This window comes from Variovorax sp. Soil_C_19, assembly GCF_057657255.1.
This window is the reverse complement of sequence record NZ_JBDGIV010000001.1, coordinates 491,369-505,347: the sequence shown is the minus strand read 5'-3', so window position 1 is coordinate 505,347 and position 13,979 is coordinate 491,369. Positions and strand designations below refer to the sequence as shown.

General features: G+C 69.1%; 16 protein-coding genes. 8 read left to right on the top strand and 8 right to left on the bottom strand.

Annotation, left to right across the window (positions count from 1 at the left end; translation table 11 throughout):
- Positions 1–45: 45 nt before the first annotated feature.
- The 5 genes from AC3A6R_RS02415 to AC3A6R_RS02395 form a co-directional block, all read right to left on the bottom strand.
- On the bottom strand, positions 46–540 hold the full coding sequence (locus AC3A6R_RS02415) for a hemerythrin domain-containing protein (protein ID WP_487858719.1): 495 nt from the start codon (positions 538–540) through the stop codon (positions 46–48).
- Between the two features lie 121 nt (positions 541–661).
- Entirely contained in the window at positions 662–1,165 is a 504-nt protein-coding gene (locus AC3A6R_RS02410) for a hypothetical protein (RefSeq protein WP_487858718.1), read from the bottom strand.
- Between the two features lie 8 nt (positions 1,166–1,173).
- Positions 1,174–1,953 carry an alpha/beta hydrolase family protein gene (locus AC3A6R_RS02405; protein WP_487858717.1) on the bottom strand — a complete coding sequence of 260 codons (780 nt, stop codon included), beginning with the start codon at positions 1,951–1,953 and terminating at the stop codon, positions 1,174–1,176.
- A complete protein-coding gene (locus tag AC3A6R_RS02400; RefSeq protein ID WP_487863674.1) occupies positions 1,934–3,073 on the bottom strand; it encodes a DUF3182 family protein in 1,140 nt (379 codons plus the stop codon). Before AC3A6R_RS02400 ends, AC3A6R_RS02405 begins: the two co-directional genes overlap by 20 nt.
- Before the next feature lie 49 nt (positions 3,074–3,122).
- A complete protein-coding gene (locus AC3A6R_RS02395; protein WP_487863673.1) occupies positions 3,123–3,923 on the bottom strand; it encodes an SDR family NAD(P)-dependent oxidoreductase in 801 nt (266 codons plus the stop codon).
- A 257-nt stretch (positions 3,924–4,180) separates the two neighbouring features.
- Between AC3A6R_RS02395 and AC3A6R_RS02390 the strand changes: the two genes are divergently transcribed.
- Positions 4,181–4,783 (top strand): cysteine hydrolase family protein, encoded by a 603-nt coding sequence (locus AC3A6R_RS02390; RefSeq protein WP_487858714.1) that lies wholly within the window; start codon positions 4,181–4,183, stop codon positions 4,781–4,783.
- A 30-nt stretch (positions 4,784–4,813) separates the two neighbouring features.
- Entirely contained in the window at positions 4,814–5,206 is a 393-nt protein-coding gene (locus tag AC3A6R_RS02385; protein WP_487858713.1) for a VOC family protein, read from the top strand.
- Between the two features lie 12 nt (positions 5,207–5,218).
- On the opposite strand, the gene AC3A6R_RS02380 is transcribed toward AC3A6R_RS02385, so the two are convergent.
- Positions 5,219–5,533 carry a plasmid stabilization protein gene (locus AC3A6R_RS02380; protein WP_487863672.1) on the bottom strand — a complete coding sequence of 105 codons (315 nt, stop codon included), beginning with the start codon at positions 5,531–5,533 and terminating at the stop codon, positions 5,219–5,221.
- Positions 5,534–5,741: 208 nt separating this feature from the next.
- Here AC3A6R_RS02380 and AC3A6R_RS02375 point away from each other — a divergent pair, with 208 nt between their 5' ends.
- The gene (locus AC3A6R_RS02375) at positions 5,742–7,526 is read left to right on the top strand and encodes a thiamine pyrophosphate-requiring protein (RefSeq protein ID WP_487863671.1); all 1,785 of its coding nucleotides are present in this window, start codon (positions 5,742–5,744) and stop codon (positions 7,524–7,526) included.
- A gap of 281 nt (positions 7,527–7,807) precedes the next feature.
- Here the strand turns inward: AC3A6R_RS02375 and AC3A6R_RS02370 are convergent, their stop codons facing one another.
- On the bottom strand, positions 7,808–8,251 hold the full coding sequence (locus tag AC3A6R_RS02370) for a hypothetical protein (RefSeq protein ID WP_487858710.1): 444 nt from the start codon (positions 8,249–8,251) through the stop codon (positions 7,808–7,810).
- A gap of 175 nt (positions 8,252–8,426) precedes the next feature.
- Here AC3A6R_RS02370 and AC3A6R_RS02365 point away from each other — a divergent pair, with 175 nt between their 5' ends.
- Positions 8,427–8,858, top strand: coding sequence for a hypothetical protein (locus tag AC3A6R_RS02365; protein WP_487863895.1), 432 nt, complete (start codon positions 8,427–8,429; stop codon positions 8,856–8,858).
- A 12-nt stretch (positions 8,859–8,870) separates the two neighbouring features.
- Positions 8,871–9,125 (top strand): hypothetical protein, encoded by a 255-nt coding sequence (locus tag AC3A6R_RS02360; RefSeq protein ID WP_487858708.1) that lies wholly within the window; start codon positions 8,871–8,873, stop codon positions 9,123–9,125.
- Positions 9,126–9,138: 13 nt separating this feature from the next.
- On the opposite strand, the gene AC3A6R_RS02355 is transcribed toward AC3A6R_RS02360, so the two are convergent.
- The gene (locus tag AC3A6R_RS02355) at positions 9,139–10,005 is read right to left on the bottom strand and encodes a c-type cytochrome (RefSeq protein ID WP_487863670.1); all 867 of its coding nucleotides are present in this window, start codon (positions 10,003–10,005) and stop codon (positions 9,139–9,141) included.
- Positions 10,006–10,082: 77 nt separating this feature from the next.
- Between AC3A6R_RS02355 and AC3A6R_RS02350 the strand changes: the two genes are divergently transcribed.
- From AC3A6R_RS02350 to ctaD, 3 genes are read left to right on the top strand one after another with little or no spacing between them, the layout of a single operon-like run.
- Positions 10,083–10,457, top strand: coding sequence for a c-type cytochrome (locus AC3A6R_RS02350; RefSeq protein WP_487858706.1), 375 nt, complete (start codon positions 10,083–10,085; stop codon positions 10,455–10,457).
- Positions 10,458–10,462: 5 nt separating this feature from the next.
- Positions 10,463–11,416 carry a cytochrome c oxidase subunit II gene (locus AC3A6R_RS02345; protein ID WP_487863669.1) on the top strand — a complete coding sequence of 318 codons (954 nt, stop codon included), beginning with the start codon at positions 10,463–10,465 and terminating at the stop codon, positions 11,414–11,416.
- The gene (gene ctaD / locus AC3A6R_RS02340; protein WP_487863668.1) at positions 11,413–13,956 is read left to right on the top strand and encodes a cytochrome c oxidase subunit I; all 2,544 of its coding nucleotides are present in this window, start codon (positions 11,413–11,415) and stop codon (positions 13,954–13,956) included. The genes AC3A6R_RS02345 and ctaD overlap by 4 nt, the downstream gene beginning before the upstream one ends.
- Positions 13,957–13,979: the final 23 nt, after the last annotated feature.

The following is a 13,979-nucleotide window of genomic DNA, read 5'->3' as shown; positions in this document are numbered from 1 at the left end:
CCTCCACAGGAAAGTGGGGAGGCACCAAGGGCGCCTCCGGGGGCGTCAAGCCGATGCGGTGAGCTCTTCCATGAGCTCTTCCTTGCGCGCGGTGAGCTGATCGCGCATGGCGACCAGGTCGAGGCCGCGCGCGGCGCGTGCCTTGACGAAGATCTCGTTGCGCTCTTCCTTCACGTGGTGGTCGATGTACTCGCCGAGCACGATGACCTTGGCGTCGAACATGTCGTCGACGTCGGCAGCGCCTTCGATCTGCGCGATCAGGTCCTTGGCGCTCGCGTGCTCGACCTCGGCTTCGTCGAGGAGATCGGTCTCGCTGAGCGCTTCGCGCAGCGCGGGATAAAAGATCTCTTCCTCGATCTGCGCATGAACGGTGAGCTCCATGCAGATCTGGTTGGCGAGCTCGCGCTTCTTCTGCTGCGCGCTGGCGGCGCGCGAATGGGTCAGCTCCTCGTACTCCTTGAACATCTTCTTGACGTTGCGGTGGTCGGTGTCGAGAAGGCTGCAGGCATCGGGTGCCGAGCGCTTGGTGGAAGTGGGCATCGTGGGCTCCGGTTTGGTTGAATGGGAACTCAACGATGGGAGGGCTGCCGGGCGCGCGACGTAGGAAAGCTCCTTGAGTGAACGTACTAGCCGCACTACGAACCGCACTGCGCGGCGGCCGTCAGCGTGCGCGGGCGCCGCGCTGCGCCAGCAGGCAGCCTGCGGCGAGCCCGATCGCGAACAGCCCGTAGACCACGCCCATCGACAGCGTCGAGAGGTGCCGCTCGAAGCCCGGCGTGAGGCGGCGCGGCGTGACGGTGTAGTCGATCGTGCAGGCCACCACGGTGGCCACGCCGGCACCGGCAAGGGCTTGCGACACGGTCCGTGGCGGATGCCGCTCGGCATGCAGCCAGGCATAGAGCACCGCCCAGAACACGGCGCTCGCATGGTGCGTGGCATAGCCGATCCCGGTGTGCCTGAGCGTGGGCCGCCGTGCGGCAAAGGCTTCGTCGTCGCCCCAGAGCCAGTGGCTGGTGGCGTTGGTGGGCGCCACCATGCTGCCGGCCTCGCGACGGCCGCAGAGCATCAGCGCGGCGGTGGAGGCAAGGCTGGCGCAGGTGCCGGCAACAAGGCCGGTGCGCAGCACCGGAAGCAGGCGGGGTGAGTCATTCGTTGCAAAGGTCATCTCGAGCCTCAGGCGGGTGATTGGGAAACACGACGAGCCAGGCCGCCGGTCGCGCTTGCGCCGAGGGTCATCTCGGTCATCCACGACACCAGCAGCTGCCCGTAGGCCTGCCGGTGCGACTGCTTCGACAGCGCATGGTCGGCGCCGGACAGCACGCGGTAGGTGGCCGAGCGCACGCGCTTGAAGGCGCCCAGGTAGTTCTCGATCACCGGGTGCGGCACGATCTGGTCGTGCTCCGACTCCACGATCAGCACGTCGCCCGTGAACGCCTCGCAGGCCGCGAGCGCGCGGTTGTCGCGCGGGCCGACGAGCGTGCGCCGGTAGGCCACCAGGTCGGGCCTGCTGAGCTGCCCCTTGGGCGCCAGCCACTCGCGGTCGCGGTAGAGCGCGGGCGCGCGCAGCGCGAGCCAGCGCACCGGACGCATCGCACTGACGAGCGCGGCCAGGTAGCCGCCGTAGCTGCTGCCGACGATCGCGATCGCTTCGGGGTCGACGGTCGGATGGCTGATGAGCGTGTCGTAGGCGGCGAGCACGTCGCGCAGGTTGTCCTCGCGCGTGACCTCCTGGCGCAGCGAGGCATGGCGCGCATGGCCGCGCAGGTCGAAGGTCAGGCAGACGCAGCCGAGCGCGGCGATCTCGTGCGCCCGTGCGATGTACTGCTCCTGGCTGCCGTCCCAGCCATGGACCAGCAGCACGCCGGGCACCATGGTGGAAGCGGCGACGAGGGTGCCAGCGATGTGCTGGCCGTCCACGGAGATGTCGATGAAGTTATGTCGTGTCGCTGTCATAAGGTTGAAACAGGGCGTACTTGGTCAGCGGTCCGACCTGACGATCTACGCCTTGGTAGTGCACCGTGGCGCCGGCCGGCACGTCGGGTGCGTCGCCATAGGCCTCGAAGCACGAGACGCGCACGCGCTCGAGCACCGGGTCGCGCCAGAAGCATTCGAGCGCGACCATCTCGGCGCCGGTGGCGCCGCCCACGCGCCACGACTGCTCGAGAACGCCCGATCGCCAGTGGCCGTCCGGCGGGGTTCCCTGCGCCACGTCGTAGTTCACGCGCGATGCGAAGAAGCCGGGGTAGCTGTCGATCACCGCCTGGTGGTAGCGCCGCGCCTGGTCGATCGCGAGGCGCAGCGCCGGCATCGGCTGCGTGCTGGCGAGTAGCGCGTCGAAGTTGCCGCGCACCAGCGTCAGGTCGGAGCCGCCATAGACCTGCTGGCCGGCGTTGTCGGCGGTCATGCGCTGCCGGCCGTAGTAGCTCACCAGCATCTGATCGACAAGCACCTGCCCCACGCTGAAGGTTTCGGGCCGCGTGAGGTTCTGCTCGATCACCACGCCATGCAGCCCGATCTCCCTCTCGTCCATGGCCGCAAGGCAGCGGTCGAGCGCTTCGGCATCGGCCGCCACCGACTGGCCGCGCCCGCCGGTGGCGCACACGGGCTTGATGCGCACGGTGCCCCGGTCGAGCAACTGGCGGCCGGCCCAGCGCGCGTCTTCGAGCGTGAAGGCCGAAAAGCCGTCGAGCACCGCATCGGCGACGGCGGCGGCGAAGCCGGGCGCCCAGCCTTCGGGGCAGACTGCCGCCCGGCCCACCAGCGGATGCGTGATCGCCTTGGTGGCCACGAAGGGATACGGCACCACGCCGCCGAACAGGTCGTGCGGCGTGGAGATGCCGAGCGAGCGCGCCAGTTGCGTGCTCGCGATGGTGTCGCTCGGCACGAAGTACAGCGGCGTGCCTTCGTGCGCGCGCGAGGCGTCGAATTCGCCCGTGAACCGAAACTGCTTCAGTGCCGCGAGCCGCTCGGCGAAGTTGCTGCGCGTGGCGCGTTCGTGGTCGCTGGCGTAGGCCTGCGGATCGGCGCTCCACACCACCACGCTGCCACCGGTGCTTTGGAGGACCGTGTCCACGAGGGCAGCTCCCGAACCGAAGAGGGTGTCCATGGCATGCGCCCGTTCGTCAGCGGTTCGCGGCCGTGCCGGGCTCCGCCATCCGGCGGTGCTGCTTGGCCAGCAGCTCCGAGGGCGTGATGTTGGCGACCGCCGCCTGGAACTTGTTCTTCCAGCCCGCGACCACGTCGCCCTCGCCCTTCATCATGGCGTCGAAGCCGATCTTCGCCACCTTGGCAGGATCGGCCTTCCTGTCGTCCTGGCCGACCTTGGTGTCGAGCATGTCGGCGCGCTCGAAGAACTCGGTGTCGGTCGGGCCGGGCATCAGGCAGCTCACGGTCACGCCGCTGTCCTTGAGTTCTTCGCGCAGCGCGAACGAGAACGAATCGAGGAACGCCTTGGTACCGTTGTAGACGGCCTGGAAGCTGCCGGGCATGAAGCCCGCAATCGAACCGGTGATGAGAATGCGGCCTTCGCCGCGCGCGCGCATGGCGCCGCCGACGCGGTGGACCAGGTAGAGGGTGCCGGTCACGTTGGTGTCGAGCACGTGGCGCGCATCCGCAAAGCTCTGGTCGAGGAACGCATGGCCGAGGCCGCGGCCCGCGTTGGCGAGCAGCGCGTTCACCGGCCGCTGCCCGGCGGCGGCAAGCAGGCGGTCCACGCCCTCGGTGTTGGAAAGATCGGCCTGCACCGGCTGCACCTCGACACCGCGCGTGCGCAGCTGGACGGCTGCGTCTTCGATTTCGGGCTCGTCGGCCGCGATCAGCAGGTCGAAGCCCTCGTTGGCGCAGCAGCGCGCGAGTTCCAGGCCGATGCCCGAGGAGGCGCCGGTGACGATCGCAAAAGGTCGATTGAAAGCGGAAGTGTTCATCGGGAAAGCTCCTTGTGAACGGGGACGAAGGACAGACAGCACAAATCAGGCATCGCTCGAGTCCATGGTTGAGCAGCTTCGGCCCGCGCGGGGCGGGATATCCCGCGAGCTTGTGAAAGCGGCCTCCTACGCGTGCGGCAGCCCCTGGGGGGACGGCCGCAACTTGCGTGATCACGCGCGGCTCTCCTACGGGGCCGCCGCGGCCCGTTGGCCATCGTGCGACCAGCGCCACTATCGACCGACGACCTCGCCAGCCCATGGCTTCCGCTCCACCGCCTGTCCTCGCTTCCGAACCCGCCGCCGGCCAGACCGCCTTGCTGATCATCGACATGATCAGCGTCTGGGATTTTCCCGACGCCGAGAAGCTGCTGCCCGGCGCCCTTTCGATCGCCCGACCGATCGCAGCGCTCAAGGCGCGCTGCAGCCGTGCCGGCGTGCCCACCATCTACGTCAACGACAACCGCGGGCGCTGGCGTTCGGACCTGCGCAGGCTCGTCGACATGTCGCTCGAGGCGGGCGGCGCGGGCGCCGAGATCACCTCGGCGCTGCTGCCCGGCGAAAGCGACTACTTCGTGCTCAAGCCCAAACAATCGGCGTTCTTCGCGACCCCGCTCGAACTGCTGCTGTCCTACCTGAAGGCCCGGCGGCTCATCGTCACCGGGGTGGCGAGCGACCAGTGCATCTGGGCCACTGTGGCGGATGCCGGCATGCGCGACTTCGACGCCGTGGCGCCGCGCGATTGCGTGGCCACGCAGTCGCGCGAGCGCAACGAACGCTTCCTGCGCCAGGCCGCAGAGGCATTGCGAGTTCCGACCACGCCCGGCCCACGCATCCGCCTGCCCGCTGCGCGCCGCCGCTGAGCAGCCACGAAGAACCGGAGCTTCCCATCCATGTTCGCGCACATCCAGCTCGGGGTCCACGACCTGCGCCGCATGACCGCGTTCTACGACGAGGTGCTGCGCCACGTCGGCATGGTGCGCTTCACCGACCTTTCACGCGTTGGCCCGGCCGGCGTGCTGTGGCGCCACCCGGGCACCCGCTGGCCGCAGTTCGTCATCCACCATCCGTTCAATGGCTTGCCGGCGACCGCGGGCAACGGCTCGCAGGTGAGCTTTCTCGCGCGCTCGCACGAGGCGGTCGATGCGGCATGGCGAGGCGCTTTGTCGCGCGGTGCCACCGATGCAGGTGAACCGGGGCTGCGGCCGCGCTATGCGGCCGACTTCTACGCGGCGTATTGCATCGACCCCGAGGGCCACAAGCTCTGCTTCGTGCATACGCCCTGACAGGCTCCGGGTTCAGCCGCTTCGATGCTCCGCATTCCGCTTCCGCGTGGCGGCGGCCTTCTTCGCCGATGCCGAGCGCTCCGCCGCCGTGCGCGACGCGGCCGCAGCCCCACCCTTGTGGCCGCCCTTGCGCGACGGTGCATGGTTCTCGGCCTTGCCGCGGCCGCTGCCGCTCTTCTTGCCGCCGCCGGTCTCGGCGTTGACCGTGGACCAGGCACGCCGCTCGGCCTCGCCCTTGCCAACGCCGCGGTGCTCGTAGCTCTCCTCGATGTGCTCGGCCTTGCGTTTCTGCTTGTCCGTGTAGGCCGACTTGTCGCCTTGGGGCATGACTTTGCTCCTTTTGATGAACAAGGTTTCATCGTGCGCGCCGCACGAGCACGTCGGGTCGGAAGACGCTGGGGACGGGCGTGGGAGAAGTCTGGCGACCACTCTGCCGCCGCCTGTGGGACTGCGCCGACGGAACCTGGGGCCGGTTGAACGACAGCCACGCGCGCCGCCCGCGCCGAGCATGGACGGCCGACAACATGGAGTGCCAATGACGAAGCAGACGGTCAGCGATTTCGTGGTCCAGCGGCTGCACGACTGGGGCGTGCGGCGCATCTACGGCTACCCCGGTGACGGCATCAACGGTCTCATGGGTGCGCTCGACCGTGCCGATGGCGCGATCGAGTTCGTGCAGAGCCGGCATGAGGAGCTTTCGGCTTTCATGGCGTGCGCGCATGCCAAGTTCTCGGGCGAGGTGGGTGTCTGCCTCGCCACCTCGGGCCCGGGTGCCATCCACCTGCTCAATGGCCTCTACGACGCGAAGCTCGACCACCAGCCGGTGGTCGCCATCGTGGGCCAGCAGAAGCGCAGCGCACTCGGCGGCGACTACCAGCAGGAGGTGGACCTGGTCTCGCTGTTCAAGGACGTGGCGCACGAGTTCGTGCAGATGGCCACCAGCGCCGAACAGGTTCGCCACCTCGTCGACCGCGCGATGCGCATTGCGCGCGACCGCCGCGCCGTGACCTGCGTGATCTTTCCCAACGACGTGCAGGACCTGCCCGCGGTGCCGGTGCCGCCACGCGAACACGGCACGGTGCACAGCGGCATCGGCAGCACGGCCATTGCGCAGGTGCCGAACGCGATCGCACTCGGGCGCGCGGCGGAAATCATCAACGCCGGCCAGAAGGTCGCGATCCTTGCAGGCGCGGGCGCCCTGCACGCCACCGACGAATTGATCCAACTGGCCGAGCACCTCGGCGCCGGCGTTGCGAAAGCGCTGCTCGGCAAGGCCGCGGTGCCCGACGACCTGCCCTTCGTGACCGGCGCGATCGGCGTGCTCGGCACGCGGCCCAGCTCGCGCATGATGGAAGAGTGCGACACCCTGCTGATGATCGGGTCGTCGTTCCCCTATGCCGAGTTCCTGCCGCCCGAAGGCCAGGCGCGTTGCGTGCAGATCGACGCCGATCCGCGCGCCATCGGCCTGCGCTACCCCACCGAGCTGGGCCTGGTCGGCGACAGCCGCGCCACGCTCGCGGCCCTGCTGCCGCTGCTCGATGCGAAACCGCACGGCCCCTGGCGCAGTGGCATCGAGGCCGACGTGGCGAAATGGTGGCGCGTGCTCGAGGCGCGCGCGCACGTCGAGGCCTCGCCGCTGAACCCGCAGCGGGTGTTCTGGGAACTGTCGTCGCGCTTGCCCGAGCGCTGCATGCTCACCTGCGACAGCGGCTCGGCCGCCAATTGGTATGCGCGCGACGTCAAGCTGCGGCGCGGCATGAAGGCCAGCCTCTCTGGCGGACTCGCCACCATGGGCCCGGCGCTGCCCTATGCCATCGCGGCCAAGATGGTGCACCCCGACCGCCCCGCGGTCGCGATGCTCGGCGACGGCGCGATGCAGATGAACGGACTGAATGCGCTCATCACGCTCGCGCGTGTCTGGCGCAATTGGCGCGATCCGCGGCTCGCGATCATGGTGCTCAACAACCGCGACCTCAACCTCGTGACCTGGGAACAGCGTGTGCTCAGTGGCGACCCCAAGTTCGATGCCTCGCAGCAGCTGCCCGACTTTCCTTATGCGCGCTTCGCCGAGATGCTTGGCCTTGCCGCGGTACGCGTCGACACGCCCGAGGCCATCGCCCCCGCATGGGAAGCTGCTTTTTCGGCCGACCGACCGATGCTGCTCGAGATGGTGACCGATGCGGCCGTGCCGCCGCTGCCGCCCGACGTCTCGCTCGCACAGGCCAAGGCCTACTTCTCCGCGCTATGGCAGGGCGACCCGGAAGCGATGCGCACCATCAAGGCGACCGCGCGGGAATACTGGGCCAGCGTCACCGCCTGAACGCCCGCCGGCGGCTCAGTGCAGCCTAGGGCCTGTTAACACTACGCAAGGGGATCGCGTTGCTTCGCCAAGGGGCTGGCTGCAAGGCGCCCGCGCGCAGCAAGGCTGGCGCCTTGCAAGCGCGGGCAACGCCGCAGACGGCCCCTTGGCGGAGCAACCCGGAGGGAAGCTCGCCACAGCCCGCCCCTCGGCGTTGCGCTCCTTGTGCGTGCGGACGCACGCACGGCGTCACGCGCCTTGATGGGCGGGCTGTGGCGAGCTTCGCGACCCCTTGCGTAGTGTTAACAGGCCCTAGGCCGGACACCTTGGCGGCGGGCCCGCTCCGATTCGGAAGCGACGCGCGACAGGCATGCGTTGCGCTCATCGCCTTCGTGTGCATTGCACTTCTCGCGCGCGATCTCGTGGTCCACGCCGGCCTTTGTGTCGGCCAGCCGGCGCTCGTTGGCCTCGCTCGGGTTTCGCTGGTGTGCAAGTTCGGCCAGCGCAATCTTCTCGCGGCCCTCGGCTTCCTTGCGGCACACCGCACGCTGGTTGCCGGCCTGGGTTTCGCACCGCTCCAGCGCGGCCTTGCGCTGGGCATCGATGCGCTGGCGCGCGACGCCGTCGTCGATGGTGGCCGGGTCGATCTCCGCGGGACGCGGCTGCACGTCCTGCTGCGCCACAGCCGGGGGCGCCGCCGCCGAGAGCGTGGCAACGCAGACAAACAGGTGAATTGAAAGCTTCATGACGAACTCCTGTGCGTTGCCCATGGTAGGACGGACGCGCACAGCCCTCACGTCAGCATGTGCTTACGGCTGCTTCGACAGGCGTCCTACCGTGGCGGTCATCCCGACTTCTATATTGATTTCGACGGCGGATCCTCGCTTTCAAAAACAAACCCCCGCCGCCAAGGAGATCACCATGAAGAAACTGCTGATGATTTGCACCGCAGCATCCTGCCTGGCAATGGTCCAGGTGCATGCGCAAGTGACCACCGGGCCGGCTGCGGCCACCGATGCCGCCATGGCCGAACACAAGGCCGCACGCGACAAGATCTCGGCCGACGCCAAGGCCGACAAGGCGGCCTGCGACGCCATGAAGGACAACGCCAAGGACGTCTGCATGGCCGAGGCCAAGGGCAAGGAAAAGATCGCCAAGGCCGAACTCGATCAGAAGCAGAGGCCCAGCGATGGCAATGCACGCAAGGTCGCGGAGGCCAAGGTCGACGTAGCCTACGACGTCGCCAAAGAGAAGTGCGACGACCAGAAGGGCGATGCGAAGGATGCCTGCGTGAAGCAGGCCAAGGCCGATCAGTCCAAGGGCAAGGCCGATATCAAGGCCATGAAGAAGTAAGCAGGGGCTCCCTTGCAGTCGCTCGCCATCCCGGAAGCCCTGCGCGCGCAGCTCGCCGCGGACAATCTCCTGGCCATCAATTCGCATGGCCAGGAGGTTCTTCACGGCCTCGACTTCGCGGAGTCGCAGTTGCTCGTCGACTGCCGGGGCCAGCCGCCGGCCGATGCCGTGCTGCGCGATCGCTGCGCCGAACTCGTCGTCAAGCACGAACGCGCCCGGCTGCGCATCGCCACCGTCGACGACGAAAGCACTGCCGGCAAGTTCTGACTCCCTGCCCCCTTCAGCGCAGCGTGCCCAGGTACGCTGCGATGTCGCGCGCATCCTGCTCGCTCACCCCCATCTCGGGCATCGCTGAACGCGGGTCGACCTCGTGCGTGTGGCGCAGCCAGCGCACCATGTTCTCGGGCGTGTTGGGCAGCTTTCCAGCAATCAGCAGGCGCTCAGCGATGCCTTCGAGCGGCGGTCCCACGTGGGGCGATGAACTCGTGATGCCGGGAATCGTGTGGCAGGCGCTGCAGGCATATTGGTGCAGCGCCTGCGCCCCGCGCCGAACGTCGCCCTCTCCGGTCGGCGGCGCATCCTGCGCACGCCCGCAGGCCAAAGGCGAAGGCGCACCCTGCGCCACCACCGTGGGCGCCGCGCGCACGGCTTCGGCATATTGCTGCGGCGACAGTTCGGGCAGCCGTCCGAGGAAAGCGACCACCGCCCAGAGTTCGTCCTCCGTCAACCGGTGCTCCCAGGCCGGCATGCCGCTCATCTTGATGCCGTGCTTGGTGAGCCAGTACAGCTCGCGCGGCTTCCAGCGCGCGGGCGCGTCCACCAGCGGGCCGGGCAGCGGCTGCATGCTCTTGCCGATGTCGTTCTGCGCCACACCGGGTGCACCATGGCACTGCACGCACTTGTCGCGATAGCAGGCCGCGCCGTGCACCAGCAGGCGCTCGTCGTCGAGATTGGGTGGCTCGATGCCGCGCGCGCGCAGCCGAACCGACTGGTGCATGGCGGTCTCGAGCAGGGAGTACACCGGCTGCGTGTGCTGCGAGGTGGCCGAGACATCGTAGAGCCCGCCGAACACGACCAGCGCGCCCGCCGCGGCGCCGGCGAGGCCCAGCGCGGCCAGGGTGAGGAGAACGGTCTTCGGTGCACGCATCGATCGCGGCATTGTCCGACGCACACGGGCGCCGCCTTGTCGGCGCAAGCCGCGTCTCCGTTTGCACAATGGCGGGCATGTTGGCTGCCCCTTCCTGCCGCGCGGTTCGTGCCTGTGCCCTGCCCGTGCTGGCGCTGCTGGCCTGCGGCTGCACGCTGGCCGCCTCATCGGCGCAGCAGCTCGAGCGCGGCCGATCGCTGCTGGCCCAGTACCAATGCGGCAGCTGCCACGCCATTCCCGAGGTGTCGGCCGCGCGCGGCCGCATGGGCCCGACGCTCGCCGCCTTCGGACGCCGCAGCTACATCGCCGGCGAGGTGCCGAACGGCCCCGCCGCGCTCGCGCGCTGGATCGTCGCCCCGGCCGAACTCGTGCCCGGCACCCTGATGCCCGCCATGGGCGTGTCGCCTGCCGATGCGCGCGACATGGCAGCCTACCTGCTCAGCCTCGAATGAGCGCGATGAACGGTACCGTCGAAGCTCCGACCCAGTCCGCGCTGCGCGCCGCCGGCCCCGTGGCCGACACGCTGCTGGAGGTGAGCGTGGTGCTGGCGGTCGGCGGCACGCTGATCTTCGCGGGCGTCATGCTGCTGCTTGTGCTCGCGGTGCGGCGCCGCGGTGGCGGCCAGGTGAACGCACGCTGGTGGCTCGTGGGCGGCGGGCTGGTGTTTCCGACCACCGTGCTGGTCGCGCTGTTCTTCTACAGCGAGTGGCATCGTCCGCCCTGGCGCCCGGTGCCGCCGGCGGATGCGCTGATCGTCGGCGTCACGGCCCACATGTGGTGGTGGGAGGTGCGCTACCGCGACCCCGCCAGCGGCGCCGAGGTGGTCACCGCCAACGAAATCCGCATCCCGGTCGGACGGCCGGTGTACTTCGGACTCAGTAGCGCCGACGTGATCCACAGCTTCTGGGTGCCCTCACTCGGCGGCAAGATGGACATGCTGCCCGGCCGCGTGCAGCACCTGCTGCTGCAGGCCGACCGGCCCGGCACCTGGCGTGGCCAATGCGCCGAATACTGCGGCGAGCAGCATGCGCGCATGGCGCTGCACGTGGTTGCCGAAGCGCCCGAAGCCTTCGATGCGTGGCTCGCGGCGCAGGCGCGGCCGGCCGCCGCACCCGCTGCGCCTTCGGCCGAGGTCGAGCGCGGGCGCGAGGCCTTCCTCGCGCACCGCTGCAACGCCTGCCACACCGTGCGCGGCGTGAGCGAGGAGCGCGGCCTCGGCCCCGACCTGACGCATGTGGGCAGCCGCCTCCACCTGGGCGCCGGCACGGTCGCCAATTCGCCCGGCGAACTGGCACGCTGGGTCGCCCACACGCAGCAGCTCAAGCCCGGTGCGCAGATGCCCTCGTCGGGCCAGCGCATCGGTGACGCCGACCTCCACGCCATCGCAGCCTGGCTTGCCCAACTCCAATGACGAACGACGCATCCGCAGCAGCATACGCAGAACCGCCGAACCCGCAGCCGCGCCCCGCGGACGAACGCGAAGCGCTCGAACGCGCCTGGGCACCGCCGCGCGGATGGCGCCGGCTCTCGGCGGTCAACAACACGCACATCGGCGTGTACTACATCGCCACGGCCATGTTGTTCTTCGTGCTGGCCGGCATCCTGGCGCTGCTGATGCGCACGCAGCTCGCGGTACCCGACAACGACCTGATCGACGCAGGCACCTACAACCAGCTCTTCACGATGCACGGCACCGTGATGATGTTCCTGTTCGCGGTGCCGATCGTCGAGGCCGTGGCCATCTACCTGTTGCCGGGCATGCTCGGTGCGCGCGACCTGCCCTTTCCGCTGCTGTCGGCCTATGCGTTCTGGGCCTATGCGATCGGCGGCATCGCGTTCTTCTGCACCCTCTTCTTCGGGCAGTCGCCCGATGGCGGCTGGTTCATGTACCCGCCGCTCACGGGCAAGGAATTCTCCCCGGGGCGCGGCGCCGACTGGTGGCTGCTGGGCATCGGCTTCATCGAGATCTCGGCCATTGCGGGCGCCATCGAGCTGATCATCGGCATTCTCTTCACGCGCGCGCCCGGCATGAAGCTGATGCGCATGCCGATCTTCGCCTGGGCCATGCTCGTGAGCGCGCTGATGATCGTCATCGCTTTTCCGGCGGTGATCGCGGCCACCATGCTGCTCGAACTCGAGCGCGCATTCGACTGGCCCTTCTTCATCCCCGCGCGCGGCGGCGATCCGCTGCTGTGGCAGCACCTGTTCTGGTTCTTCGGCCACCCCGAGGTCTACATCATCTTCCTGCCCGCGGCGGGCATGGTCTCGATGATGGCTGCCACGCTCGCGGGCACGCCGCTCGTGGGGCACCGCGCCGTGGTGCTGGCGCTGATCGGCGTCGGCGTGGTGAGTTTTGCGCTGTGGGCGCACCACATGTTCACCGCCGGGCTCGGGGAGCTGTCGCTCATGGTGGTGTCGGCCGCGAGCTTCATCGTCGCCATCCCGAGCGGAGTGCAGGTGTTCGCCTGGATCGCCACGTTCTGGCGCGGCCGCGTCACGCTCAATGCGCCGACGCTGTTCCTGCTCGGCTTCCACTTCATCTTCGTGCTGGGCGGCCTCACGGGCGTGATGGTGGCGGTGCTGCCCTTCGACTGGCAGGCGCACGACAGCTACTTCATCGTGGCGCACCTGCACTACGTGCTGATCGGCGGCATGGTGTTTCCGGTTTTCGCGGGCTTCTACTACTGGGCGCCGCTCTTCAACGGGCACCGCCTTTCGGAGCGCTGGGGCCGCTGGGTGTTCGGCCTCATGTTCGGCGGCTTCAACCTGACCTTCTTTCCCATGCATTTCGCGGGGCTGCTCGGCATGCCGCGACGCGTTTACACCTACGACGCCGGCCTGGGGTGGAACACGCTCAACATGCTCTCGACCGTCGGCGCTTACATCCTGGCCGCAGGGGTCTTGATCTTCATCGTGGACGTGGTGCGCACGCTGCGGCGCCCCGAGCAGGACCATCGCGACCCATGGCGTGCCGGCACGCTCGAATGGCTGCCGCCGCGCGAATACGGCGTGCGCAGCATTCCGCCCGTGGATTCGCGCTATCCGCTCTGGCAGCGGCCGACGCTACCGCAGGAGGCCGAGGCCGGCCGTTTCTGGCTACCCGGCACGGTGTTCGGCGGGCGCGAAACGCTGGTGACCAGCGTGCTCGCGGCGCGCCCGATGCACTTGCTTCGGCTGCCGACCGACAGCTGGTGGCCGCTCCTGGCGGCCGCCGGCACGGCCGGCTTCTTCCTTCTGCTCACCGTTTCGCAGGCGCTGCCTGCCCTCGCCTGCGGCGTGCTCGCGGTGGTGTGCATCATGCGCTGGCTCTGGGATTCCGACCAGCCGCCGCCGGTCGCCACCGCCGACGTCGGCCACGGCGTGCACCTGCCGGTGGGCGCCAGCGGCGCGGCGTCGCATTCGTGGTGGGCGATGGTGGTGCTGATCGCGGTCGACATGACCATCTTCGCTTCGCTGCTCTACACCCATGTGCACCTCGCCATGGCCAGTGACGTGTGTCCGCCCGCAGGCGCGGCGCTGCCGGCTTCACGCTGGCCGGCCGGCGCGGGGCTGCTGCTCGCTGCGGGGTCGGTCCTGATGCTGGTGGCCACGCGCTCGCTCGGCTCCGCGCAAGCTTGCGGCCAGCGCTGGCTGAGGCTCTTCGTCGCATTGGCGGTCGCCTGCGCGGCAGGCGCATCGGTGCTCGAGATCGTCGGCCATCTGCAGGCCGGGCTCGACCCGCGCGCGCAGGGCTGGAGCGCCTCGGTCGGCATGCTGCTCGGCTACCAGGCCTTCCACGTCGCGGTGCTGGCGCTGATGGGCGGCTATGTGCTGGCGCGCTCATGGACGGGCAGGCTGCAGCCGGCGGCGCGCGCCACGCTCGACAACACCGGCCTCATGTGGCATTGCGTGACCGTGCAGGGCATCGTTGCCGCGGCCGCCGTGCAGTTCGTGCCGCGCTGGCTCGGGTGACGGCCGACAGCCTCCTACACCAC